Source organism: Pseudoalteromonas sp. DL2-H2.2 (genome assembly GCF_021532535.1).
Taxonomy (GTDB): Bacteria; Pseudomonadota; Gammaproteobacteria; order Enterobacterales; family Alteromonadaceae; genus Pseudoalteromonas; species Pseudoalteromonas rubra_A.
The window spans coordinates 468,999-494,026 of record NZ_JAKGBD010000001.1 but is presented as its reverse complement, the minus strand read 5'-3'; the positions used below and the strand labels follow the sequence as shown (position 1 = coordinate 494,026).

The window sequence follows — 25,028 nt, the reverse complement described above, 5'->3', positions numbered from 1 at the left end:
TCAACTAAAACGTGAGGAATATTCAAAGCTTATCTGAAAAGCCTGCGCCCTTATCTTGATATACTCCTGTGGAACGTGGCGATCCGGTTACCTGCAAGGCAATCCCCTCGTCATCTGTCTAAATCCGAATAATAAAATGAGACAAACACAATGAGTGACTTGTTGTTATTGATAATATGCTGCGCCGTGCTGGGCAGCGGTGTGGGCTTTCTGGCCGGACTCCTGGGCATTGGCGGCGGGCTGGTGATTGTTCCGGTGCTAAGCAGTATCTTGTTATACTTTGCGGTGTTGCCTCCTGAGCAGGTGATTATCGCCGCCATTGCCACCTCTTTGGCCTCTATTTTGTTTACTTCGACCTCCTCTGCTATCGCCCACCACAAAAATGGCAATGTGCCCTGGGAGCTGGCTCCCTGGATCATGACGGGAGTTGCACTGGGCGCGCTGATCAGCGGCTTTTTAGCGGCCATGCTACCGGAGCAAATCGTACGCTGGGTGTTTGCCATCAGCGTGGTTCTGATTGCACTGAAGATGTTTTTTGGCAATAACAAGCCTGCTTCTGACGAGCGCACTATGCCCAATAAAGGGGTGTTAACGGGGTTTACAACCTTAACTGGCGGGCTCTCAGCCATGATTGGTATCGGTGGCGGCGCACTGCTGGTGCCCCTGCTGACGTTTTTCTCCATTGATATGAAAAAAGCCATTGGCTGCGCCTCAGCCTGTGGCATCGTGATTGCCTTGTTTGGCTCTGTTGGTTACGTCACGTCGGGCAGTGCACAGTTTGCGTTATCAGATGGGTTTGCCGGGTTTGTCTACCTGCCCGCACTGCTGGGCATTGTCTGTACGTCCTGGTTTACCGCCCCGCTGGGTGCAAAAGCAACGCATCATTTACCCGTACCAACCATCAAGAAAATTTTTGCGGGGTTGCTGGTGCTGGTTGCGGCGAATATGACACTCGCCTAGGCGCTATCATAAGGGCCGTATTGAGCGCCCCCGTTTTAACCACATTCGGTTCAGTACCAAAGAGTTGCGGCACTCAGCGCTGCAACTTAAACAGGTTTAACACATGATTGTGGAATGGCAATTAAACTCTCCGGGGCGAGTGGTACACATTTTAATAATAGACGGGCAAATGGTTGTGCACCCGGTGTTTGTATACTCACCGCCAGCAACATTGGGCGTTGCATCAGCAGCCAGCGTGGAGAGTTTACTTAAGTTTTTGATTTGCTTTTTCTTAAATGTCAGTTTCATAATCATTCCTTGTGTTGATAAATAAGTGTTGATAAATAAGTTTCAATAATGACCTTAACTTAATCCAGAATATTTGCAATAGAGGGACAAATTTGCCGCTTCGTCCCGTTTATAGCGGACCATTGAGTGGTATCCGTTGTGCCGCCTTCATATACCCCGCTTCACTCAGTTGCTGTCTGAATGCTAACAGGGCATTTTTACCGTCCGGATATTGCTGAACAAAGAAATCAACAAACTGTGCCAGTTCAGCTACGTTTGCTTCTATCGCAAAATACGCAATTAGGCGCAATACGTCATCCTTTGCTGGTTTAACATCAAATCCGTATTCTTCTTTTAGCTGCGCGTAATGCGCCTGATAAGGTTTAAACCCTGCCTTTTTTACCGTAGCTGATGGCACCCAATCTTGAAACCCGCTGTTTAGTGCATCAACCAGGCCGATGATTTTACTCGCCTGATGGTCATAGTCAGGATATTTCCTGTTAACAAGTGATAGTTGGTTTTGCGCAGTCAGCAAAGCAACCAGTTGATCAAATGGTTGCTCCATGTGTTCACCTTCATTGGCGACAGATATAAACAACTTTCCCTGATATACCTGTTCCGACTGTTTTTTTGCTAAGGCGAGTAGTTCACCGTCATCCAGCGACGGGCTTAACGCGATATAATGCTTAAAGTGTTTGTTATTAGTCAAAAACTGTCGTAACACAAAGCTACCGGCATTTGAATGACCTGCCAGCATGGCATAGGGAGCAACCCGGTATTGTCTGGTGATCTGAGCCATCAACTCCAGATAAAAATAGTCCCAAAACTGCGCAGCGATTGTGTTGCCTTTTGTCTGTTGTAGTTTTTTACCCCGAGCATGCACCGACACCACAATAAACTCGGGCAACTTATTTTGCAAAGTACTGAGCGTTGCATTGAGTAATGCACCATCCCATTGGCCGTGAAGCAGATAAATGACCGGATAACTAACCTGCTCGTGCTCGTAATTGTCCGGCAGAAACACCTCGTAGGTTTGAGGCGATTGCAAATATTTGGAGTTCAGTTGATAACTTTCGGCAGCCACCAAATGAGATACAAACAATAGTATACTCATCAGGTAATATGGTAGTTTCATGTTTAAATCCTTGTTGTTTTATTAATGGTATCTTTTTGCAAACACCCTGAAATGGATCAACCTGAAAAACAATGAAATTTGTCGTTAGATTTGTTTAATAAAAGCTTAACCTTTGAAAAATATAATAATAAAAACCCCAAAGCGGGAAGTGCACTATGCGCAATTTACCTTCGACTTTGCGAGAAATGAGGTCAGAAGCGTCCACGGCTGTGTGGAACTTGAACCAAAAGTCATGGCCGTCTTACTCTGTTTGTATCAGAATCAGGGAGTTGTGCTTTCGCAACAAGCAATATTTGACGCGGTCTGGCCGGATCAAATTTTTACCCAAAGTCTGGTGCAGCGGGCCATCGCGCTGATCCGCAAAGCGCTGGGCGAAAGTGCAAGTACAGCTCAGTTTGTACGTACCTATGCCAAACAAGGCTATTGTCTGATTGAATACCCCGCTACTCCCAATGGTGAAGCGAAAGCAGCGATAAGAAAAAACCCCATCTTGCTTGGCGCTGCGCTTATATTCATCGTGAGCGCACTACTGATTTGGTGGGCCTGGACACAGCGGTTGGCGCACAAGACAACCCCTGTAACTCATCATTACACTCAGTTGTCTGCGCTTTCCCGTATCAATCAAAGTGGATACGGGTTAAGCGCGTTTGCCAATCAGGCGCTATATGTTGTTAATGAAGAAGGAAAGTACGAGTTGTGGCTCAAGCATGAAGAGCTTGAAACACGTTTGCTGCAAACAACACGGTCTATCCGCACCAGCTTTTGGTATCAGGGACAACCCGCTTACGTTGTGAATGAAAGTGATGACCGTAGCGAATTTCTGACTTTAGGGCCTGATAATACTCCGCAGCGCATTGTTACGCTGCCTCATCGGGTTGAGAGCATGCCCGTCATGATCGGACCATCTTTGTATTACGCCTCAGGGAACAATATTTTTCGTTTTAATCCGCACACTCGGGCAACCAGTGCTGTTGCTGTATTTGAGCGCGGTGACAGTATTTTAGATCTCACCTACATCGAAAAACCCCAGCAATTAGCAATCCTGCTGGATCTGGGGCAATCACAGCGACAAGTAATAAGCCTAGATCTACAAACGGGCGCGACTGTTACCCTCTTTGAGGGAAGCGGGACATATCAGTCGCTTGCCTGGCAAAATCACACAGCACAGCTGTTAATGTCTAAAGGTGCCCAACTGCAGAGTCTGACTCTGAGTGGAGAGGTCACGTTATTGCCCTTCGCCAATAACCAGGTCATCACACGGCTTACGCCCATTGAGCACAACCTCCGAGCTGCTCTTAAGCACTCGTCAATTTACTCTGGCACTTCAGGAATACAGTGATTTCTCACTCAGCTCACCGCTGGCACGCCTGAGCTACCGTGGTGCTAATTTGTTCCCTTCCAGAAACCCGATAAATGATGAACTCCTTTACCTGTCGGACAAACAGGGCACCCAATCACTTTATATGCGCCAGGCAGCACGCGAGCAGGCTATTTATCATGCGAAGGCAGGTGAGCACCTTAACGGACTGGCCTGGTCACTCGACGGTCAACGCTTTGCCTATATCTCTAATGAAACGTTGACGATTGTCGATGGTCAGGGCATGTCACGCAGCATAACTTTGACGCACCCGGTGTATCTGAGAGGCTGGACACAAGACACGAATAAGTTGTTGGTTAATGAGCTTAGTAATGGCCACCCTATCCCTGCCATCCTGAATATCACAAGTGGTGCAGTCACGCGTTTAACCGATCAGCCTGCAAGCTGTGCAGTGCCGGATCAACACGGGAGAATCTATTATACCCGGGGCAAGCGTCTTTTCAGGTATATTGACGGCACAGAATTAGAGATCAAGACATTGCGAAAGGGAGAATATGACGATTTATTTGTCAGCCCGCACTACCTGTACGCCTCAGTGAGCACAGCGCAAGGTTACTGGCTTTACCGCTACTCGTTAAGCGACTTAACCATACAAACACAGTTTCTGGGAGAGCGAATGGCTGCAGGCGTCGACCATCAGGACAGAGTGTGGCTATATGAGCAACCTAGCATGCGCCAGCAGCTCATGACACTTAAATAATGAAGATGCATGAGTCGCCCCACCAAATTGGCCTCAGCTCATGCTCTTCAACCACCCCGCAGGCATTCAGAACACTTTTGCGGCCTGCTGCTTAGCGGTTAAGATAAAGCGCTGTGTTAAGCCAAGGCGCTTGTATTTGGCCCGCATAGCCAACTGCTTGTCGTTACCCTTGCCATAAAATCCATTGTGAAATCGCAGTCCTTGCTTGTGATCAACGCCGACAAACTTGCCCATGACCACAATCTGGTCAATCTCGCTTTGGTCGCCGTGATGGGCAGTTTGTGGTGACAGGAGCAAACCTTCAATCTGCTTTTTAGTTTTTCCCTGGGTCATATAAATCTGGGCCTGTACATGTTTAAACAGGTCACTTTGCGCCTGTTTAAACTCCTCTGCTGATAAATGGCCATTTTTATCGGCATCCGCATCTGGAAAACTCGACGGGTCGATGGCCACCACCAGGTAGGCGCCCGACTCGTCAAAATTCAGCGTACCCTGCTCGGCCACCATTAAGTGAGCGCTGGCTGCTGTCGACGTGACCAAACAGGCGATCATAGCGATACGTTTGATTAAATAAAACATGATTAGATCTCCTATGACTATAGTTGGCCCTTCACACAGCGCTGAAAATACGGGTAGGTGTCGGTGGCATAGTAATGGTAAATGCCTTGAGGGAACTCAGGGGTGACGCCATAGCGGCCATTACATTCGTCCAGGTCACCACTGCCCGCCACATACTCCCAATCCTGGGCAAAGGTCCCCAGTGCATACACAGACGTTGAGGGGCGGTTGCTGCTGACGTTCTCCACCAGCTGATAACTGCCCGTCATCGCCTTTAACGACGAGGTTGCGTCTTGCGCATCGCTGTAACCATATCGGGCGTATATTGGAAAACCGTCTGCGGCCCAGCCAATCAAGGTCATACTGGTACTGTCGCCACCACGCAGGGCAATAAAGCCTTCCGGCATGCCGTGGTAATGATAAGACCCATTGGGCTGCACATGGGCATTGTTGTCATCGGTGCCAAAGTCAAAGCTGGTCTGGCCAAGCGCTTCGATATGCCAGTTTCCGGTATTGCCCACCAAACTACAGCTGTTGCCGGAGTCATCGCACGAGCCTGCGGTATTGGCGTCTATTTTAACGCCATTCAGTACATAGCCCGTTGCGCCTCTTGGTCCGCCGAGCGTTGAAGCCGTATCCGTTTGTTCAGGCGTTAGGGTATAACTGACAGAAACCGCAGTTTCGCTGATGGTATTGGGGTTGCCCGGATTAGGGAAAGTGCCCGTCTCATGGTCTGGAATACCGTTGGCAGTAAGTTGCCGAGTACTGCCAGTACAGCTCCAGTCGGCATTGCTGGTCATTTGTACCGAGGCGGAATCATTGAACTCGTTGTAAAAGTAATCACACAGCACGCCGTCAGTCGAGCCAGATGTCAGCGCCGTGCCCGTGTCTGTATTGGCACCCGACTCTGTCTCTTCGGTGTTTGAATCATCCGATGAGGACCCGTTATCGGCATTATTATCAGTTGATGTATCCCCCGTGCTGTCGCTCTGCGTTGCTGATCCTGTGTTGGTGCTGTTGGTTTCAGCACTAAGCGAATTCGACTGAGCCTGAGTATCATCACCACCACCCGAGCCACATGCAGATAACAACAACACCGACACCCAGGTCGCCAACATTGTTCTTTTATGTACTGTATTCATACCAACCACTCCCACAAAACGGAACATCTGATAGCCAAAACGCTACCTTTGATTTCACTATATGAGTGGATTGTGCAAACACCGCGCAAAGAAAGTGCAAATACTGTGCAAGTGTACGGCGCGCTGGCCTTGGCCTGGTTGGGCCAGATGCCAGACTAACTTTAAAGTGTTTTTTCCATATAGAGCAAAGCACGCCCCTGATGCGCGCCCCGCTCAAAAAGGGTATAACCTAATTTTTGGTAGATATGGATCCCACGGGCGTTGTCGGTAAACACATCTAGCCAGATGCGTTTGCACTTAAGCACATCGACACTGTATTGCTCCATTTTGCTGAGGGCTTGCTGACCAATACCGCGACCTTTAACGCCGACCACAATTCTGCGAAACTCCACGCTGGTTTCGCCCTCGCGTGCCAGAATGATAAAACCGACTAGCGACTGACTGTCATAGATAGACAAATACACTATGTGTGGCTGTACCATCGCGGCGCGATGTTGCTCCGCACTGTATGGCAGAATAAAGCCGGACGTGTCTGTGGCCCTTTCCATTTCTACAAAGTGCGCTATATCTGATGGGTTTGATTCTTTTAGTTCTATCATTGCATTCCCCTATTTCTGAGCCCTGGCAAACCTGACGTAAATACCACCGGGCAAAAATTCTACCAAGTGCCCGATATTCATCAGTCATTAACTTTACAGGATCAACAGTAAGCTGGCGATGGGGTGATAAGCCCTAAACTTGCTACCTGCAATGGCAGATAGCTGAAAGTGAAAAAAACACACAACCACAAACTTGACAAAAAATACACATAAAATTACCTCTATCTCACTAATCAAAAGGAGAGGATCTGAAATGAAAAAGTTACCACTGAGCGCATGTACACTTGCTGCATTACTGAGCCATAGCACGCTCGCGCACGCCAACAGCCAGATTAGTGATAAGGCAATGGCTGAGTTCAAGGAAATGCAGGTAGCATTTAATGAAGGCGCCAATGCAATGGGAATGAGCGCTGAGCGCTATGCCGATGTCGCCCAGAAGTACGAGCGCTTTATGACCAAGCTGGCTGCACCAGCGGGTTATCACGACAGTGAAGTGCCTGATGACATCCTGCCTTTTAACCAGATCCCTGCGGTACAGGAAGCAAAGTACCATGCTGACGGCTATTCTCCAGAGTTTGAACAACGCCTGAGAGCCGAGATCAACCAAAATGATGCACGCCTGGCCACCTACCTGGGTCTGACAACCGAGCAGCTTCATCCATTTGTAAAACAGTACGCTCAGTTTGTGATGGATGGCAGAGTAATGAGCGACAACATGATGGGGAAAGGTAATTTCTCTATCAAAACCATGTAAAGGTTCGAGTATGTGTGTCGCTCAGAATGCGACAGCTTTGCTATGACTAGCCTGGATTATCTTCACTTACAAGAAGGACTGCGAGCGCTGCATTCAAGTGGCTATTATACCGACGTTAAAGTTGTTACTCGCAATCGTGATGGCTCTTACCATGACACTGCTATCTGGCGCGTGCGCATGGATGGGCGCATATGGCGAGAGCGCGCTGCAAATTGCGACAGCGAGATTGGTTGCCACCAGGAACCCTAGTCACTTCTGGCGTTTTTGTATTCAGCACTTTAAACACTTATTCAGGCTGGGTGGCGACCACGAAATACAAGGAACTTGCGGCACCCAGATATAGCCTTGCTGATCACACCCATAGGTCATGCCCGGTGTGTCATATTATTCTCCCTATTTCTTTACCTACCATTATGTTGTCGTTTGTTTCAACGTACCTCAGTGGCCAGTTTAAGTAAATGGGCGCTAAAGTTCAGGCCACGACGCTTTGCGTCTGTCAGATTAACGCGAAAGCTGAGGTTGTTGGCGTCGGCTATCAGGCCTATCATGGCACCCTGGCGAAACCCTTCACTGGTATCCGCAACCACCAGCACCGGGGACGGGGACTGTGCCAGGTCTTCAAGCCAATACTGGGTTTGCTGCCTGTTCTGCTGGCTTAAAAACAGGATATCGCATTGCGATACTTGCTCGTTGTCGGGCAGCTCTATGACTTCGGTATTATCATCCACCTGCTGTTCTTGCAGCAAAGCGTCGATGGCCTGATAGAGATCCGGGTTACCGACCACGCAAAAGCTCAGTTTATCTGGCGGTGGTGGCGGCCACTTGCTGAACTGACTAAAGCGGTACAAAAACGCCGCCTTCAGCTCGTTCTCACTGAGGTTTTGCGCCTTTCCCTCGGGCAGCAACACCAGACATAATAGAGCTATTAGCAACTTAATCATTGCCCCAGCTCCAGTTGAGCGACAAGTGTACCTGACGACGGCGTTGCAGATACGGCACAAAGCCGTCATCGGTAATATCGAGTATTTCTTTGTCGGTGATATTTCTGACGCCCAGCGCGATAAACAGGTTGTGCTCGTTTTGCCAGTTTACGTTGACATCATGACTGGCAAAGCCCGGCAGGTGACTGTCAAAGGTTCTTCTTTTGCTGACCGCATAAGAGCTCAGACTGAGCGTAAAGCCGGAACGACCAAGCGGTAAGCTAAAGCGCAGCTTGCCAATAAACTCCGGGGAGTTAGCAATACCAAACCCACCGCGCAGGCGTGAGCGCTGGATTGCGGTACTGGCTATCAAAGACATGCCGTTAGACCAGCGTTTGTCTGCCCCAATTTCAGCACCATGGCTGCGAATGGGCGGTGGATTAAAGTAAATGGGTCGGAAAAAGTCCTGATGGATCAGGTTATCTATATTGGCATAATAAAACGTGGCAAACGACGACAGTGAGTCGCTCCAGCGCTGCACCAGGCTTATCTCATTATAATCTATGGTCTCATTTTTGGGGTTTGGCTCGTCAAATACGCTGTTTGCATTGCGCTCAAGAAAGTTCGCGACCCTGAATGCCCGGCTGTGGCGCAGCAACAGGTGGTGATCCGGGGTAAAACTATATTTGGCGGTAAAGCTTGGAGACCAGCGCTCAGAGCTGAAATCCGAATTGTCATATCTCAGCGCCCACTGAAATTTAAACTCAGGTGTGATACGCCACAAATCCTGCACGTACAAGCCATAGCGATTTTCATTACTTTTTTGCTCAAAATTAAATTCCGAGGGTATGCTGGAGCGAGAGCTAAACTCCTGCCTGTGGTCCTTTTGAAAATCTATGCCCAACATCAGCTCGTGGTCTTCCACACCTAAAAAAACCAGCTGCCCATCCAGATTGCTCCAGCGGCCAGAGTTCATCGGACGCACAAATTCCAGCCCGCCATCAGGCAAGGCCAATGGCACATTGCGGATAAGATCGTTACCATGAGTAGAGATATGAAAATACGCTTCTATGTCCTGCGAAACAGTGTCATCAAATGTCAGCGCGACAAAAAAAGCTTCATTGTCGAGGGTTTCAAGCGCGGGCGTGCCCATTTCAGGCGCACTTGAGCGCAACACACTAAAGCCATCCGGGAAACTGCGTTGACGGCGTGAAGCCGCAGCCTGAAACTGAAAACTGCCACTTTGATGGCTGAACATGGCTCTGCTGCTGCTTTCTTTATTAAGCTGCTGCCACGCCAACAGCTCAGCAGGGGCACCTGGCACGGGAAAATCAATATCTCGTAATTTGGAGCCACTCAGAGAAAACCAGCTGTCGGCCCCACCTTGTGAGCGAAACCCCGCAGTTATTCGGCCATGGTGTGTTTCGTCGTTGGTCACCGACAAGGCTGTATTCAGGCCACGCAATTTGCTGCTGGTTTTCGTCACTATGTTGATCACCCCAAGGAGTGCATTGTTGCCGTACAAAGCGGCGGAGGCACCCGGACTGTATTCCACCCGCTCAATCAGCCCCACATCAACAAAATTTTCGTAGCCAAGCAACCCGGCATCCAGCAGGTTTTCGTTCATTCTGGTTCCGTCCAGTAAGAACAAAAAGCGCGAATTAAAGTCGCCGGGCCGGCCTATGCCTCTGGCTCCAAGGTAGATAAATGAGCTGTTATCACGGGTGGTGATCCCAACAAACATTGCCAGAATGTCTGCCAGTGATTGCAGATTAAACTGCCTGATATCTTTGTCGGTGATCACATGGGTGACTGCCATGCTGTCGCTACTCGAGCGCTCTATCCTGGAGCCCGCAGAGCTTTGTGTATTACTGGGTAACTGGTTAAGCTGCTGACTCAAAAGATCTTCCAGATCGGGCAAAGGGTCATTTTGTGCCAGCACGCAGCTCGACAACATCATCATGAGCCCAACAAAAAGGGAATGCTGTTTCATACCGGTGCCTGCTTACTGAAAACCTGAAAGTTGTTTTTTCCTGCACGTTTTGCCGCGTACATGGCATCATCGGCACAGTTGAGTAGCTCCATAGGCGCATCAGCATCAAGAGGCGTGTAGGCCAGACCAATACTGATCCCTATTGGCATCACCGTCTCTTTGACCACTATGGGCTGATTAATAATGGTGACTATCCTGGCGGCCAGCTTCTCGGCGTTTTCTGTCGACTCTATGCTTGGCAATAGCAGCGCAAACTCATCGCCGCCCAGGCGACACAGCAGATCATCGCTACGGATAATGGCACTGATCCGCTGGCCAACCTCGATCAGCGTTTCATCTCCGGCATCGTGACCATAGTTGTCGTTCACAAATTTAAAGTTATCAAGGTCAATAAACATCAAGCAACTTAAAGGCTTGGGGTTACACGCCTCGCAGGTTATCTCTTTGAGCAGTTGGTTCAATGCGACCCGGTTTGGCAGCTTAGTGAGCGGATCGGTGCGGACCATTTGCTTGAGCTGCTGTCCTTGTGCCTGCTCCTGTTCAAGCTGCTGTCGTAGTTCAGCCTGGGAAATATCAACACGCTTAAGCAGCTCATTGAAACTGCGGGTTAAAATGCCAATTTCGTCATCGCGGATCACATTGGCGCGCAGCTGAAAATTATGCTCATGAGAGACCCGCTGTGCCAGCTCCGACAGTGAGATAAGTGGCATCAGGGCCTGGCGCTGCACGCGTGAAAGCAAAAAAGCCGAGCCGGTAAACAAAGCTGCGATCAGTAATGCCAACATCAGGACCAACTGTAAATACCAGTACATCATGCCCGTTAAGTCGAGCACCATGATCAGGTCACCCTCAAACTTGCCTTTGATTGACACCGGGTAATATAAGCGCATTCTAACGCCTTCGTATTCCCGTACAGACTCAATGCCAACCTGCTGATATAAAGCCGAAGATTTAACAAAACTGGGCTTTGCATACTCACTGAAAACCTCACCTTTGGTATCTCGTAATGAGATAAACAGCACATCTTTGTTAACCCCGACAAGCTCAAGCTCTTTGCTTGCCGTTTCCACATCATTAAATACCAGCATAGGAACCACGTTATGTGCCAGTTGGGCAAGATTGGTCTCTGCGGTTTCGGCCTGCCGGTCGCGGACCACAAACCACAGCAATATGGACGTCAACGAAAACACCAGCAGCATGCTGCTTGCCATCACTGACAAGTTCAGCTGGGTTAATCTCTTAACAAGAGACATAGAAGGTAACGGCTCGCTCAAGTGTCCCCCATAAACCAGACGACTGTATTGTCTTAATAAATATAGAAGAGAGCTGTTCAAAAAACAGGGCGAGGCAGGTAATTAGAGAAAATTATTACGTTTATTGCAACATGATGTGCACCAGAAAGTAGCGCACAGCCATGCTACTGAACAATCAAAGTGCCCGCGAGACAATGTCAGAGGCACGGGCTCACTTGATGCTCCCTGAGCAAGCTGGACAAGGTTTGCTGCGAACGATAACCCTGGGTGTAAAACACAAGTTCACCTTGATGATTGAAAACCAAGGTCATAGGAACTGGCGGGTTTGCCCCTAACGCCTGAGTGAATGCATGACTGCTCAAAAAGGCTGGAAATTCATTATGTTTGCGTTTTAGAGCCCGACGCAAATCACGACGATTACCATTCACCCCCATCATCACAGGTTGAACCCCGGCACATGACTCAACCAGGTTGCTCAGTGCCACATGCTGCTTTTCACACCAGCGACAGTTGGGCATAAAGAAAGACATCAGTACCGGTGCACCGGAAAAAGGCGCCAGCGTTTGCCGCTCACCATATGCAGCGTCATCAAGACGCTGCATATGTTGTGTATAAAAGTCAACAGCATAGCTGTTATGCATCAGACAAGCAGCCAGTAGCACGGCCACCCATTTAAAATTCATAGGTAAGCCCAAGGTAAGCCTGTCTGCCTCTGAGTGGGCCATGGATATACACCACATCATAGCCACCCTCGACATCGTACATCAGCGGACTGCCCATATCTTCAGCCTGATTATAATCAAACAGGTTACTGGCACCGGCATACAGACTGAGTGCTTTAGAAAGCGGTTTAACGACTTTAACATCAACCGTGACATAACTCTCAGCCTGTGTGGCTTTCTTAAACTCTCCATTCGCGTCGTTAAAGCCCTCGTAACCGTACTCTGTCAGATCTCGACTCGCCACCCAGATTGCACTGGTGATAACTTCCCAGTCGTTGATGTGCAGATCGCTACTGAGCGTCATACGCTTTTCAATCGGTGCAATACCAAATGACGCCTTAAAGGTGTCATCATAATGATACTGCTCCGCAATGGCTGACAGTGTCAGCGTGTCAGAAACCTGCCAGTTTGCCGAAATATCCGTTGCCGTCACCGCAGCGGTCTCTGCCAGTTGAGTGAGTATCGGTGTGCCTGATGTGGTATGAGACAAGGTGGCCAGATGGTCTACTTTGGTATGTGCAGCAGAGGCTGTCACAGTCAGCATTTCCGATTCATAGCTAAGCGAGTAGGTGGCCGACTTTGAGCGCTCAGGTTCATTTACATCGACCTGAAAGCCCTTGCCTGAATCCAGTATGCCATGGTCGCTTTCGAAGAAGGATAAAGGCGCACGATAGCCCTGACCCAATGACAGGCGTGAGGTAAAGGTGTCATTGTGGAAATAACGCATATCCACTCTGGGCGACAGGATGGTTTTGTCAATTTCAATGCCCGGCTTTTGCGGGTCAACAAAGTCGGCCTGGATCTGATCCAGGCGCAAAGCAGCTGACACTTCAACTGACTCATTCGGCAGCCAGGTATCCTGAATATAAAGGCCGGTTGTATCGTAATCGAAGCTGTCGGACACATAATTTGCCGTGCTTTCTAATGCAGCAGAGGAGGAGCGCATCTTCTCATCTCGCTTGTCTACACCAAAAGTAAGCAGGTGCTCGGCATTCAAATCATAATTGAAACGTACCGAGTAATAATACATTGTGTCTTGTGCATAATAATCTGTGCTTTCGTAGAATGAGTCCTGAATATGATCCACATAAGCCAAGCTCGATGTGACGTTCAGTCGCGACGAAATCTCATGTAGCCAGCTCAGGCTGGCCTCTTCGCGCTCTGTTTTAACCCATTCTGCAGTTTCCCAGGCGTTGCCGATATAGCGATTTCGCACATCATCATTCACAAATAAAGAGTCTGCCTCTCCCAGGCTGACACTCGCCAACGTGGCAGAAATACTGGTTGCAGTATCGCCCAGAACCGGACCACCAAAGACCTCCGACTGGGTTTGATTCAGACGCACACGAATGTTATCTGAATAGCCAATATCATGAGAAACCATTAAGGTCAGTGACTGATTAGTCAGGGCCGGGTTTTCACTCACCCCATTGCCGTCACCATCGAACTGATCTTTGTTATCGTACTGACCCATCAGAGTTGCCCGAGTATTACCATCTGTACTAATACCGCTTGCCAGCGCAGAGATCAGCCTGTAGCCATCTGTACCCGTTGCCATATCCAGCTCGATTTTATCTTCGCTGGGCTCAGCCGTGATCAGGTTGACCGTACCGCCAATCGCTTCCGGGGCGGTCAGTGAGGCACCTGCACCACGGGCAATTTCAATACGGCCAATACCAGATGCGGCAACTGAATCCATACCATAAAACCCCGAAATCATGGTATGCATAGGGATCCCATCTACCAGCACGTTGGTGTGCTCCCCTTTTAACCCATTGATCATGATACGCTTTGCACCGCACATCGAGCACTCATTGGACACACGAATGCCAATGGCATTTTGAATTGCATCAGCCAAACTGGAGGACTGGGTATTTTTTATATACTCGTTCGAAAGCAGTTCTGTTTTGGCAATATCGTCTTTTAATGCACCCGATTTAATTAATCGTGAGCGCACGCCTTGTACCTCAATTTTTTCTACCGACTTTTCTGCCCCAGTTGCAGGCACAGATGTGGCTGACGCTACGACCGCCAGCGTTGACAAAAGCAATGACATGTTTGTGAGATCCTAGTTCTTATCTTAGTTACAACCCCATAAATGTTATAATATAACATTTCACTATTCACAAAATTGGGGTTAATTACTAAAAACGCAAGATGAAGTGAATAATTTAGTCAGGTAAGACAAAACCGGGCTATAACGCAAAGCGTGTATTCGCATTAAATTTGCCAAGTATCTGCTTGCCAAACAGCAGACTAGTCGATTTAATAGTCTGTACCCGCACAAACATGCAGGGAAACACATGTTTTAAATAAGGAGAATTAACATGTCAGAACCCGTTCATATCGACCTGGTTGAGGCCTATATTAGCGCCTACAACGACTTTGACATTGCCGCTATGCTGGCGCTGTTAGACCAGGATATTATTTTTGAGAATGAATCTAATGGTAAGATCACGGCAAGTGCACAAGGTAAAGCAGCCTTTGAGCAACTCGCCGTAAAAGCGGCCGCGATATTCGAGACCCGCCAGCAGACACTCACAGAGCTTGCACTGGAAGAAAATGCTGCCACCGCGCACATTCAGTACCAGGCTAGGCTGGCCGTCGACTTGCCAAACGGCTTGAAAGCGCAGGATACGCTGGAGCTTGAAGGAAAAACCCTGTTCCGGTTCGAAAACAACAAAATCACTTATATTAAAGACGTGAGCTGAGGGCGACTCAGCCTGCCCGTTTTACAAAGCCAAAAGGACTCGTCGTTTTATGACCTTTGAACATTATCTTGCCTTGTTTATTGCCATGTTTCTCGTTGCAGTGATACCCGGGCCCGGCGTATTTGCAATTACTTCGGCGTCTATCGCGCGTGGGCTGAAGCAAGGTGTGAATATGACGGTGGGCCTGCTGCTTGCCGATTACCTGTTCATTTTACTTGCAATTTCGGGCCTGGCAGTGGTCGCCGAAGTGCTGGGCAGCGCCTTTGTTATCATCAAGTATCTCTGCGCCGCTTATCTGATCTGGATGGGGATTTCCCTGCTACGTGCAAAACCGGGTACATCCATTGCTGAACCTAAGATGCAAAGCACGCAGTCGGCCGTATTGAGCGGCTTTTTGCTAACACTGAGTAACCCAAAAGCCATTGTTTTTTACGTGGCCTTATTTCCCACCTTTGTGGCCATAGAAAACATGACTTATCCGGATATTTTGGGGATCATGGCATGTGCGACCCTGGCGTTTGGCTCGGTCAATCTGGGTTATGTATATCTGGGTAGCCAGGCCAGAAAACTGCTGACAACGCCACGCCGGCTCACGCTGCTCAATCGCTGTGCCGGCTCGGTATTGGCCGCATCCGGCGTGACGGTAGCCGTGCGCTGACCTGGTTTGTGCTGAGCATTCGCCCTGCTCAGCACAAAGGATTTAACTGAGTGTCAGGATTTAGAGTTCAATGGCCAGGATGCAGCTATTCTGCGACCCTGCACTGCGTTTTTGCGGGTCGTGAAAAGTATCAATAATTTGAAATCCGGCTTTTCGCATCATGCCAGCAGATGCCAGGTTTTCTTCATGGCGCTCAATTAAAACCAGTTCGCCACCAGCGTGCTTTGCTTGTGCAATACAGGCCTGCAACAGGGCCGTCGCTATGCCTTTGCCGCTATGCTGACTGGCAACCACCACGTCACCGATAAAGTACATAACATTTAGGCCAGTGTATTTGTTGAGATAATCCGGGCTGTGCGCAGCGCCAATCAACACAGCAAAACCGGTAATTTCACCTTCCTGCACCGCCACCATGGCACTTGCGCTCCCCTGTTTAAGTAGCTCAAATTCACCATTAACGCCTTCTTCGGTTAAGTGGTTCCACTCATTCTGGCCATGTTGCCATAACAGTGCTTTTAGCGCTTCAGCCTCCGATGCCAAAGCAAGTCGATAAGTGATCATTTGGTTTTCCTTAGCTCTGTATTATGTTTTTCATTGATTTGAGTTATGCATAAGCACGTGTAGATGCCCTTTACAGTAGGCTTTCAGGATCCGATTGTTTGCACCGATAACTGTACTAAAATTTCCTGCAAAACAGGGAGTACAGAAATAACCAACAACAGCGCCATGGCCAGATTAAAACGCTGACGGCTGGCCGCGCTGCTCAGCCAGTTTTGTAACAAAGAACCAAACAACAGCCAGACGCCAACACAGGGAAATGACACCAGCAAAAAGATGGTGGCGATAAGCATAGTCTGACTATCGACTCCGCCCCCGACCGTGGTAAAGGCAGCGACCGCGCCGGTGGCAACTACCCAAGCTTTACCATTGATCCATTGAAATAAAGCACCTTTTAAAAACGACAACGGCTGGCCCTGATTGTCGGCATCCTGGGTGTCGGCGGAGCGTGCGATCAGTAAAGCCAGATACAGCAAATACAGTACACCCGCACATTTGATTAGCATATGAAGTCCGGGAAACCATTCAAACAATCTGGAAAAACCGATCCCGACGAGCAGCAGCATAAAGGCAAAGCCGATACAAATGCCGCTCAACAGAGGCAGACTCTTTTTTACGCCAAAGTTAACCCCTGACGTCATCACCATAATATTGTTCGGCCCAGGGGTCACTGAGGATGAAATGGCAAAGAGGATAATTGCGTATAAATAGTCCATATTTGAGTCCTTCCAGATGTTTCTATATTCCTTTTTACAGGTCAACTTATAAGTAGACAAGTGGCGATGTTCAAAAGTTCGCCACAGCGCGTTTTGAAACTCTCCGAATTTTCTTGGCACTGTGAGGCCACAGAGCGCCATAGCTGTATGTGAAAGATAAACAGCCAGACTGCTGGTAATTTCGCGCCAAAATACAGCTCGCTCAGATCACTGAGCGAGTAGCAAAGTTGCTTGTTTAAAGTGTTAGGTTTTAAAGCGGCTGACTAAGTCTCTGAGCTGCAATGACAGCTCTTTCATATCACCGGAGTAAACCTGCACCTGCTCGATTTTGCCCATACTGTTTTGCCCCGAAAAGACCACTTCATTGATGTTTTTACTGAGATCTTCTGCAACCGTGCTCTGCTCCGAGACTGCCGATGAGACATGGCTGGACATTTGTGTGATGTTTTCAACGGCTTTACTGATGTTTGCCAGCGAGGCACTGGCTGTTTGTGCCGCCTGCTTGCTTTCTTCACTTTTCAGTTTGCTTTTTTGCATCACGGTTACAGCTGAGTCTGAGCCTTTTTGTAGCAAGGTAATGGTTTCGTGTATTTCCGCAGTGGATGTTTGTGTTCGACTGGCCAGGGAACGTACCTCATCGGCCACCACGGCAAACCCCCGACCCTGCTCACCGGCTCTGGCAGCCTCTATGGCGGCATTGAGCGCCAGCAAATTGGTTTGTTCTGCGATCGACTGGATCACATCCAGTACCGACACTATGCCCTGAACACTGGCCTCCAGTGAACCGACCACTTGCGTGGCTTCGTCCATTTGTATCACCAACTCTTCTATTGCATGAATAGATTGCTCAAATGCCTGATTCACCTTATCTGCATCCGTGTAGGCATTTTCGGCCGACTCCAGCGTCAACTTAGTATTGCTTTCAATTTCCAAAGCCGACGACGCCATCTCAGTAATAGCCGTTGCAATCTGGTCCGTTTCCTGTTGTTGCTGCTGTAAAAAGTTAAAGCCTTCGGTACTCAGGCTGGAAATGTTTTCTGATAACGTCGATGAATCGTCAATCGATAACTTAATGGTTGTCACAAGTTCCGCTATTTTTTCTTCAAACAGGTTAAAAGAGGCGGCCAGACGACCTATTTCATCGTCCCGTCTGACCACTAATTGCTGGGTCAGGTCGCCTTCACCACTGGCAATATTAGCCAGTTTGTCGGCCACTTCCTCCAGCGGTATCGCCACCAGGCGGTTAAAAATAAATGCCAGCACACTGCCTAAAATGGCTGCAAGGAGCACCACTTTCACCACAGAATTAATAGCCAAAGACAGCAGTGCCTGGCGCATCGGCTCTGTGTTGATTAACAAGGTAACGCTGCCCACCGGGCTTTGCTCACCACCGTTGTCGAACAGCAATTCAAATTCAAAAGAGGTGGTAGAGAGCGGTTGTGCATCGCCCTCCTGCGTAGCTTTCACGATTAACTCGCCGCCCGTATCTCGCACTTCAATCAGGGCAAGGTCGTCGGATGCCGCCTCCGCATTGACCAGCTTCTGCGCCAGATCGGTCTGAAAGTTCCACAAAGCACTCGGCAGTGATAGCTCCATACGCTGCTTAGCCAAGGCTATTTGCGTATCCAACTTGCTTTTCAGCTGATTACTCTGAGTCACATAGTCATAAATACCAAACGCTAACAACACAAAACCCATTGCCAGCAAAGCGGTTAAAACAAGACGAAATTGAATCGAGCGAGTCAAGTGAACCTCCTGCGGCGTTAATTCAGGTGCTTAGCCATAATGGCGGGAATATCAATTTTTTTCAGCCCGGCATTATATATTTGCTGCCACTTTTGACCTTGCGCGTCATTACGAAATGCCACAAATAACTGCTTGTCTTGCAGTAAGGTCGGGTGCATTGCAACCTTAGACTGAACGCTACTTAACGACGCGTCGGATTTCAGCAAGTACTTCAACACATTACTATCTATTACGGCTGCATCAATGCGCTTTGCTGCGACTTTCTTAATGTTCAGCACATCAGACGGCACGGCCTCCCCTTTAATACTGCCGCTGGCTATCATCTCGTCCAGCTCTTTGGTGTTAACATAATCCTGCACCACACCAATGCGTTTACCAGACAGGTCGCCCACAGAGCTGTAGTTGATTGGCGCAGACACATTCTGGACCAGGCCAAGTGGCCCTGTGCCCATTGGATCGGAAAACACAAATTCACTGGTGTCGTAGTGATATTCAGGAAAGTACCCCACATACTTGGAGTCTTTGGTAGACGCCGACTTAACCGCCCGCGACCAGGGATAAAACTCCACCACCAAAGTGTGGCCTTCGGCGGCAAATGCGGCTTTTGCAACCGCCACCGACGCCCCCTGCTCACTGAGCGATTTACCTGAGTAAGGCGGCCAGTCCAGTGAAGTCAGATACACAGTTTCTGCATAGCTGTACCAGGATGCACATAGCACCATAAAGGCTGCAATCAGTGATTTCATTACATAACTCCTTTAGAAATTAAAGGTTCTGGCCAGTGTGACCAACACCGTAGAATCACCCATAGTGTCCAGGGTCGTATCTTCGTACCCTAAGCTCAGCGCCCAATCATTGATGCTATAATTCACCGTAGCGCGCCAGTGGGTGTAACTGTCATCATCTTCCCATTTCCATTTGTCTTTATCATGACTTATGGAATGGTCAATACCCACTTCGAACGACAGGTTGTCGTTGATGGGAATGGCGTGAGTCAGCATTACAATGCTGTGCCCGGCATCTGTCCCAAAGTAGTCCCAGGTATGCCAAAAATTCAGATTGGTGTTGCCAACGTTAAACTTAACGTAAGCTTCCGGGTAGTTATAATCCGAGCTGTTATCACCGCCATGGTAGGTATATTGTGCAATGCCAATATCCACATTAACCGTGTCGTCAATCGCGGTGTAATAGCCAATATAGCCATCCGCTTCAATGTCCGTCCCTTCGCCAAAATCGACCTGAGATCCCCAAAAACCGGCATACAGGCCAGAATCGCCGGCCCAGTCCAGACTGGCCTGAATGGCAGGATCTTCGTCGGTCTGACTGACCCCGTTAAACAGGTAATCGGACACTAAAGTGATTGTTGAAGAAGTCGCGGCGTATCCATTGGCGGATACCGCAAGAAAAGTGCACAGGAGTAGTTTTTTCATGGTAACCCTCTAAGAGCCAACAAATTAGTTGTCACTTCAAAGCGTAGCGCAAATTTTTACACTTTAAAGTTGGAGGGCACCTTTATTAGATTTATATCAAAAAACTCAATAGTTTCTGGTTTTGTGTGAATTCTTTTGACGCTGGCAGCTTCCCCTGCTTCGAAGAGCACACCAGAGACACGCGCTTAGAACAACCAAGTCGTTGTATATCCGCTAGGTTTAAATCTCACTAAAAACGCTCAAGATGATACGAGGCCTGACGATGACGGCCTCGTATCTGTGCCGTCAGTGTGCTTTTAGTGTTTCACCGACTTTTGGTAAGGCGCGTTTGTCCAGCACCGAAAATGTACTTAGCTTGATTAGCGCTGTAAACACCAGCTCTTCCTTGGCATAAACAATCAGCAAATTGCCATCCTTATTGACAGCTGTGGTGATCAATTCGCTGTATCCGACAATGATTTCTGTGTAGTTGGTACCGTCGAGACGGCTTAAAGCAAAGGTCATATCATCCTTATAATCAAGCTGTTGATCTTCATTAGTGTCTTTATTGATTAGCTCATAGAAAATAGCCTGATCCTGCTCATTGAGCCGAGCACCTTCTTGTACCAAGGTGCCAAATCGGTAGATAAGCTGATCTACTGAGTCAAACAACCAGTGAGATTCATTGGTGCTGGCATTGATCAGAATGGCATTTTTCATTCGAGATTTTCGATAACTGCTATACATTTGCTGCGAGCTGCCACTGCGCTTGAAGCCTTCTACTGTTGAGATGTCCGCTGCTGTCGCATCAACCGTCAGCTTTTCGGATTCCAGCGGGATCAGAAAGTAGTCATAGTCTCCAAGCTGTTCAGGATAACCCAGATCCCAATTTTCTTCCCGGTCCTTATCCTCAGCTAAGTTCAACGGCACATTTTGCTCGCCCTGTTCAGAAAACAGATCTCTGCCTATGTCATACACAAGCATTGCGCCCAGAAACAGTACTATGAGGAATAAGATCAAGCCGTTAATTCGCCAAATCCAGTTAAAAAAAGCATGTATTTTCATAATCATGTGAAGTGCTGTGTAATGTACCCGCTACTATGCCTTGATTTTGGGCACAAAAAAAGCGCTGTTTCCAGCGCTTTTTTGCTTGGTTACACCTCAGAGGCGAGTGGCTGCGAGCTAACCCGCTGTGCCTTCGATTCCTGCGCATAGACGCGTTTCGTTGCGGCAATACAAATGGCAGCCAACAGCAGCAACATAGTATCAACCAGCAAAACATCACGCAGTGCAGCGCCGCTGAGCAGGCTCGACGTGCTGTAAAACAAGGTCCAGTCGCTGATGGCGGTCAGGGCAAACAGTGCCGCACTGGCGCTCAGCAGCGCCTTGCAAAACAGCTTTTGATTGCGCATCAGCTGCGAGATCACAATACTCACAATCCAGATCAGGTAGAAGCTGCGCTCTATAAACTCAGCACGCCCCAGATGCTCAACCGGGAGCGCACGCGCCAGTGCAAACCCGGCCGCAGTAGCCGCCACTACGCCAATAAAGCTGCCTGAGGTCAGGCGCCTGACAAAGTTCAGACTGCGCTGGCTTTGGTTGCGTTGTTTAGCCCGTTTCGCTATCCACATCAGGTTACCTGTGATGATCACATAGGCAGTTGCCAGACCAAACAAGAAAAACGCTAAGCGCATCCCGTATCCTGCAAAGTCACCGAAATGCAGACTGGCAATGGTCGACAGACCACCTCGCACGGCGTTATCGTAATTGTCCATGGTCAGGTAGATTTGCTCCTGCGTACTCATCAGATAACGCACTTCACGCCACAATGAGAAGTTTTCGTTACTGGTCGTAGCGAACACCAAAATCGCGTTCTCGTCACCAAAATGTTCAATGCTGATACGCTCTATGGTGACATCGCCCAGAGTCGCCATAGCGCGGCGATACATATCATCCACACCCGTCATAGCCATTCTTTTATCGGCTTCTTCCAGATGCGGCTGGTCAAACCCGGCGGCATCGAGCAGCGCTTCCTGATTGCCCTGATACAAAATCACCGCATAGGAGATCTGGTAAATAATCACCATGTTGAAAACCAGACCGGTGAAGGCATACATCAGGTGCATAGGCAGTCCCATTGTGCCTATCAGATTATGCGCATCGAGCCACTTATCTTTATTGCCGTCTTTTCGATACTGAAAGAACTTGCTGAACAACTTACGCCAGTGGATCACTATGCCGCTCAGTATTGCCACGAAAAAGAACAAAGTAATGAGACCAACAAAATACAGGCCCGCACGCCCCAGCCCCAGGTCATAGTGCATCTTGTACAGGAAGTGCGCATAGTTATGCGTATCGCTGCTGGCAACGATTTCACCTGTAATGGCATCCAATAACAAGGCCTGATGAAGGTGATCTTCACCAGTGATCGGGTCGGGCTGTGCCAGTTCACTTTCAAAGCGGGCTTCAATAAACGGATTGTGTTGATCCGGGGCATACATAAACATGCCGCCATGCATGTCTACCTGATAATTTTTTTCAATGGTTGCCAGCGCTTTATCAAATGCGGGCTGTGCTGTGTTGTGCCCAGCGTCGACCAGTAAAGGCGTGCGCTCCCAGCTGGTGATATTGTCTTTAAACAAAGTGATGGCACCGGCGAAAAACACCACAAACAGAACAGTAGAAATGATCAGACCTATCCAGGCATGGGCATTGGTCAGTGATTTAAGTGTTTGATTGTTCATTGTCTGAATTACCTCAGCACCATCAGGGCAGTATTAAGCAAAACGGATGGCACCAGTGCCAGCATCAAAGCCCGAAAAGACTTCCAGGCAGAAGGAAAGGAGTAGGCCCATACTAAAGCCGCAGCCCAAATTGGGAATGCCAAAATAAGTCCAATTAACAGGCGCGTGCCCTCGGAAAAAGGCAATAGCAGATTGAGGTTAAGCACCACGGATACGGATAAAAACAGGCCGATGAATAAACCACTGAGTGTTTTAGGCCACATAGCTTGCCCCTCCAAAAATCAGGCTAACCAGGCACACGCCGCCCGTAATGGACAAAGTGCGTTCTTTGGAGTAGCCCGAGCTAATGGTCACTGTAAACAGGCTTAGCATAAACACCACCAGCGCCGCCAGCATCGACGACACCCAAGGGTAATTTAGACTGAAAGCGACAATGCCGAGTAAAAATAAAGATATAGCGCTAAACCCGGCCAAAGGCTTAGGTAATGCGCGAGTGATGATGACTTGTTGCTGACTGCCAAGATATAAACTCAGTGCCGCCAGCCAAAGCGGGATAATTGCAATAAAACTCATATTTATACTAATCGTTATCATTTGCAATTATGGTACGGTTTTAAACCCAGACATTCAACTATAAAGCACAAAATATGGTCGCTTTCGAGCAGAGCACTGCTACCATAGAGGTGTTTTTTGTGCGCCCCTACGGCCCCCAAAAAAGTTCATTAAAGTTTTGTTTCTCTGAATAATTTTCGCTTGCAACCGGGGCTACTATGAGCTTAGATAAAGCAATAGCCTGCACATAAAGTCGGGCTGCTTATCTGCGTTGGCGCAGTCACAATAGAACTAAGGAAAGGACAATGCACATTGAGCTAAAGCAAGCCTGTGATATCGACAAACCCTATTTGCTGAACCTGCGCCTGCAAACCATGGTGGAGCATCTCGAGCGCGAAGGGATTTTTCTCAGTGACGAGGCGCATCTATGCCGGCTTGAGGAAGACTATGCCTGCTCACATTTGCTGCTCATCGATAAAGTTACGGTTGGCACACTCAAGTTTCGGCTGTTAAACAAGGAGGTGGAGATTATGCAGTTACAAGTTGCGCCTCAATACCAAAAGCAAGGACTTGGCCGCTACACGCTCAGGCATATGTTTGAGCAGTATCCAGACTACCCGTTCTCCCTGACTGTACTTAAACACAACCCGGCTCGTCATTTGTATTTTGCGTTAGGTTTCACAACCTATGGTGAAGACGAGTTTGAATACTATATGCGCCGACCCGCACAGCACACGCTTATTGCTTAACTTGTTCAGCTCCGGATAGCAGGCGCTGAAAATGTTGATCGATCAGCGCATCAATAGCAGCCTGATTGCGTATGATGGCCAAATTGAACTGCTGCAAACGCTTTTCACTCAACAGACCGGGCCTGATCATGTAATGAACGGGGTTTTTGTGCACAGTTAAGCGGCTTGCCCTGATATGCGCCTTATAAGGGACGCGGTTAATCAAGTAAATGCCGGTGAACAAATCTTCTACCGCATAATCAACGCGTTTTTTAACCAGTAAATCAAAGCGCTCTGTGGCCAGGTTAATGTCAACCACACAGTCGGGGCACTGCTGCACAACGCGCGAAAACGCCTCGCCATACACACTGCCCCGATTCACAGCCACGATAGATTTACTCAGAAAACTCAGGGTAGGCGTTAAAGCGCGCTGAGGGCTCAACGGGTTGCTCTCGTGGCGAAACAACTGCATCACTTCATCGCGATAAGGCACACTAAACTCAGAAAATCGCCGCCGCTCCTGGGTAAAGCTGGCAGCAAAAATAATATCGACTTTGCCTTTTTTGAATTCTTCGAAGGCCCGGCTTGATGAAGGAAATGATACGTAACGCCAACATAAATCGGCACTTTTTAGCACCAATTCAAGGATCTCAATATCCAGCCCATGATATTGCTCACCTGAGCGGAACGAATAGGGTGGCCAGTTATCGCTGGCACTGACCGTGACAGTTTGTGTACAGGCCTGTGCCTGTGAAACAAATGGGGTAAAGCTCAGTAAACAGGTAAGCAAAAAGCGACTGCAATGACGAAAAAAATGCATTTTAC

Annotated in this window: 28 protein-coding genes; 8 read left to right on the top strand and 20 right to left on the bottom strand. The window is 48.6% G+C overall.

Annotated features, from left to right (window positions below; genetic code table 11):
• Nucleotides 1-150: 150 nt before the first annotated feature.
• A complete protein-coding gene (locus L1285_RS02010) occupies nt 151-960 on the top strand; it encodes a sulfite exporter TauE/SafE family protein (protein ID WP_046007175.1) in 810 nt (269 codons plus the stop codon).
• Nucleotides 961-1,056: 96 nt separating this feature from the next.
• On the opposite strand, the gene L1285_RS02005 is transcribed toward L1285_RS02010, so the two are convergent.
• Together L1285_RS02005 and L1285_RS02000 are read right to left on the bottom strand one after the other, a co-directional pair.
• Complete coding sequence (locus L1285_RS02005; RefSeq protein ID WP_235410777.1) at nt 1,057-1,248, bottom strand: hypothetical protein; 192 nt, start codon at nt 1,246-1,248, stop codon at nt 1,057-1,059.
• Nucleotides 1,249-1,357: 109 nt separating this feature from the next.
• The gene (locus L1285_RS02000; RefSeq protein WP_235410776.1) at nt 1,358-2,362 is read right to left on the bottom strand and encodes an alpha/beta hydrolase; all 1,005 of its coding nucleotides are present in this window, start codon (nt 2,360-2,362) and stop codon (nt 1,358-1,360) included.
• 112 nt (nt 2,363-2,474) lie between these two features.
• On the opposite strand from L1285_RS02000, the gene L1285_RS01995 reads away from it, so the two are divergent.
• Nucleotides 2,475-3,701, top strand: a complete 1,227-nt coding sequence (locus tag L1285_RS01995) for a winged helix-turn-helix domain-containing protein (RefSeq protein WP_235410775.1) — start codon at nt 2,475-2,477, stop codon at nt 3,699-3,701.
• The gene (locus L1285_RS01990) at nt 3,634-4,440 is read left to right on the top strand and encodes a hypothetical protein (RefSeq protein ID WP_235410774.1); all 807 of its coding nucleotides are present in this window, start codon (nt 3,634-3,636) and stop codon (nt 4,438-4,440) included. Before L1285_RS01995 ends, L1285_RS01990 begins: the two co-directional genes overlap by 68 nt.
• Before the next feature lie 66 nt (nt 4,441-4,506).
• Here the strand turns inward: L1285_RS01990 and L1285_RS01985 are convergent, their stop codons facing one another.
• The 3 genes from L1285_RS01985 to L1285_RS01975 form a co-directional block, all read right to left on the bottom strand.
• The gene (locus tag L1285_RS01985; RefSeq protein ID WP_235410773.1) at nt 4,507-5,019 is read right to left on the bottom strand and encodes a hypothetical protein; all 513 of its coding nucleotides are present in this window, start codon (nt 5,017-5,019) and stop codon (nt 4,507-4,509) included.
• Nucleotides 5,020-5,036: 17 nt separating this feature from the next.
• Nucleotides 5,037-6,140 carry a YHYH protein gene (locus L1285_RS01980; protein WP_235410772.1) on the bottom strand — a complete coding sequence of 368 codons (1,104 nt, stop codon included), beginning with the start codon at nt 6,138-6,140 and terminating at the stop codon, nt 5,037-5,039.
• A 161-nt stretch (nt 6,141-6,301) separates the two neighbouring features.
• Entirely contained in the window at nt 6,302-6,739 is a 438-nt protein-coding gene (locus tag L1285_RS01975; RefSeq protein ID WP_235410771.1) for a GNAT family N-acetyltransferase, read from the bottom strand.
• A gap of 253 nt (nt 6,740-6,992) precedes the next feature.
• Here L1285_RS01975 and L1285_RS01970 point away from each other — a divergent pair, with 253 nt between their 5' ends.
• Nucleotides 6,993-7,493, top strand: coding sequence for a hypothetical protein (locus L1285_RS01970; protein WP_235410770.1), 501 nt, complete (start codon nt 6,993-6,995; stop codon nt 7,491-7,493).
• Between the two features lie 12 nt (nt 7,494-7,505).
• Complete coding sequence (locus L1285_RS01965) at nt 7,506-7,742, top strand: hypothetical protein (protein ID WP_235410769.1); 237 nt, start codon at nt 7,506-7,508, stop codon at nt 7,740-7,742.
• A 179-nt stretch (nt 7,743-7,921) separates the two neighbouring features.
• On the opposite strand, the gene L1285_RS01960 is transcribed toward L1285_RS01965, so the two are convergent.
• The 5 genes from L1285_RS01960 to L1285_RS01940 all read right to left on the bottom strand — a co-directional run bounded on the left by L1285_RS01960 (nt 7,922) and on the right by L1285_RS01940 (nt 14,437).
• On the bottom strand, nt 7,922-8,434 hold the full coding sequence (locus L1285_RS01960) for a YfiR family protein (protein ID WP_235410768.1): 513 nt from the start codon (nt 8,432-8,434) through the stop codon (nt 7,922-7,924).
• A complete protein-coding gene (locus tag L1285_RS01955; RefSeq protein ID WP_235410767.1) occupies nt 8,427-10,406 on the bottom strand; it encodes a TonB-dependent receptor plug domain-containing protein in 1,980 nt (659 codons plus the stop codon). The genes L1285_RS01960 and L1285_RS01955 overlap by 8 nt, the downstream gene beginning before the upstream one ends.
• Nucleotides 10,403-11,680 carry a sensor domain-containing diguanylate cyclase gene (locus L1285_RS01950; protein WP_235410766.1) on the bottom strand — a complete coding sequence of 426 codons (1,278 nt, stop codon included), beginning with the start codon at nt 11,678-11,680 and terminating at the stop codon, nt 10,403-10,405. Before L1285_RS01950 ends, L1285_RS01955 begins: the two co-directional genes overlap by 4 nt.
• 176 nt (nt 11,681-11,856) lie before the next feature.
• Nucleotides 11,857-12,342 (bottom strand): TlpA family protein disulfide reductase, encoded by a 486-nt coding sequence (locus L1285_RS01945; protein WP_235410765.1) that lies wholly within the window; start codon nt 12,340-12,342, stop codon nt 11,857-11,859.
• Nucleotides 12,332-14,437: a TonB-dependent receptor plug domain-containing protein gene (locus L1285_RS01940; RefSeq protein ID WP_235410764.1), complete on the bottom strand. Its 2,106-nt coding sequence runs from the start codon at nt 14,435-14,437 to the stop codon at nt 12,332-12,334. The genes L1285_RS01945 and L1285_RS01940 overlap by 11 nt, the downstream gene beginning before the upstream one ends.
• 271 nt (nt 14,438-14,708) lie before the next feature.
• Here L1285_RS01940 and L1285_RS01935 point away from each other — a divergent pair, with 271 nt between their 5' ends.
• Both L1285_RS01935 and L1285_RS01930 read left to right on the top strand, forming a co-directional pair.
• On the top strand, nt 14,709-15,092 hold the full coding sequence (locus tag L1285_RS01935) for a nuclear transport factor 2 family protein (protein ID WP_235410763.1): 384 nt from the start codon (nt 14,709-14,711) through the stop codon (nt 15,090-15,092).
• Nucleotides 15,093-15,141: 49 nt separating this feature from the next.
• On the top strand, nt 15,142-15,750 hold the full coding sequence (locus L1285_RS01930) for a LysE family translocator (protein WP_235410762.1): 609 nt from the start codon (nt 15,142-15,144) through the stop codon (nt 15,748-15,750).
• Nucleotides 15,751-15,810: 60 nt separating this feature from the next.
• On the opposite strand, the gene L1285_RS01925 is transcribed toward L1285_RS01930, so the two are convergent.
• The 9 genes from L1285_RS01925 to L1285_RS01885 all read right to left on the bottom strand — a co-directional run bounded on the left by L1285_RS01925 (nt 15,811) and on the right by L1285_RS01885 (nt 23,496).
• Nucleotides 15,811-16,311 carry a GNAT family N-acetyltransferase gene (locus tag L1285_RS01925; protein WP_235410761.1) on the bottom strand — a complete coding sequence of 167 codons (501 nt, stop codon included), beginning with the start codon at nt 16,309-16,311 and terminating at the stop codon, nt 15,811-15,813.
• Between the two features lie 83 nt (nt 16,312-16,394).
• Nucleotides 16,395-17,024, bottom strand: coding sequence for a LysE family translocator (locus L1285_RS01920; protein WP_046007164.1), 630 nt, complete (start codon nt 17,022-17,024; stop codon nt 16,395-16,397).
• Between the two features lie 243 nt (nt 17,025-17,267).
• Nucleotides 17,268-18,770: a methyl-accepting chemotaxis protein gene (locus L1285_RS01915; RefSeq protein WP_235410760.1), complete on the bottom strand. Its 1,503-nt coding sequence runs from the start codon at nt 18,768-18,770 to the stop codon at nt 17,268-17,270.
• A 17-nt stretch (nt 18,771-18,787) separates the two neighbouring features.
• Nucleotides 18,788-19,516 carry a substrate-binding periplasmic protein gene (locus L1285_RS01910; RefSeq protein WP_235410759.1) on the bottom strand — a complete coding sequence of 243 codons (729 nt, stop codon included), beginning with the start codon at nt 19,514-19,516 and terminating at the stop codon, nt 18,788-18,790.
• A 12-nt stretch (nt 19,517-19,528) separates the two neighbouring features.
• Nucleotides 19,529-20,200: a TorF family putative porin gene (locus L1285_RS01905; RefSeq protein ID WP_125781376.1), complete on the bottom strand. Its 672-nt coding sequence runs from the start codon at nt 20,198-20,200 to the stop codon at nt 19,529-19,531.
• 285 nt (nt 20,201-20,485) lie between these two features.
• The gene (locus L1285_RS01900; RefSeq protein WP_235410758.1) at nt 20,486-21,250 is read right to left on the bottom strand and encodes a hypothetical protein; all 765 of its coding nucleotides are present in this window, start codon (nt 21,248-21,250) and stop codon (nt 20,486-20,488) included.
• Nucleotides 21,251-21,333: 83 nt separating this feature from the next.
• On the bottom strand, nt 21,334-22,923 hold the full coding sequence (locus L1285_RS01895) for a PepSY-associated TM helix domain-containing protein (protein ID WP_235410757.1): 1,590 nt from the start codon (nt 22,921-22,923) through the stop codon (nt 21,334-21,336).
• Between the two features lie 8 nt (nt 22,924-22,931).
• Nucleotides 22,932-23,186, bottom strand: coding sequence for a hypothetical protein (locus L1285_RS01890; protein ID WP_046007158.1), 255 nt, complete (start codon nt 23,184-23,186; stop codon nt 22,932-22,934).
• Entirely contained in the window at nt 23,176-23,496 is a 321-nt protein-coding gene (locus tag L1285_RS01885) for a hypothetical protein (RefSeq protein WP_235410756.1), read from the bottom strand. The genes L1285_RS01890 and L1285_RS01885 overlap by 11 nt, the downstream gene beginning before the upstream one ends.
• 284 nt (nt 23,497-23,780) lie before the next feature.
• Between L1285_RS01885 and L1285_RS01880 the strand changes: the two genes are divergently transcribed.
• Nucleotides 23,781-24,224, top strand: a complete 444-nt coding sequence (locus L1285_RS01880; RefSeq protein ID WP_235410755.1) for a GNAT family N-acetyltransferase — start codon at nt 23,781-23,783, stop codon at nt 24,222-24,224.
• On the opposite strand, the gene L1285_RS01875 is transcribed toward L1285_RS01880, so the two are convergent.
• The gene (locus tag L1285_RS01875; RefSeq protein WP_235410754.1) at nt 24,214-25,023 is read right to left on the bottom strand and encodes a substrate-binding periplasmic protein; all 810 of its coding nucleotides are present in this window, start codon (nt 25,021-25,023) and stop codon (nt 24,214-24,216) included. The genes L1285_RS01880 and L1285_RS01875 overlap by 11 nt on opposite strands.
• Nucleotides 25,024-25,028 lie beyond the last annotated feature (5 nt).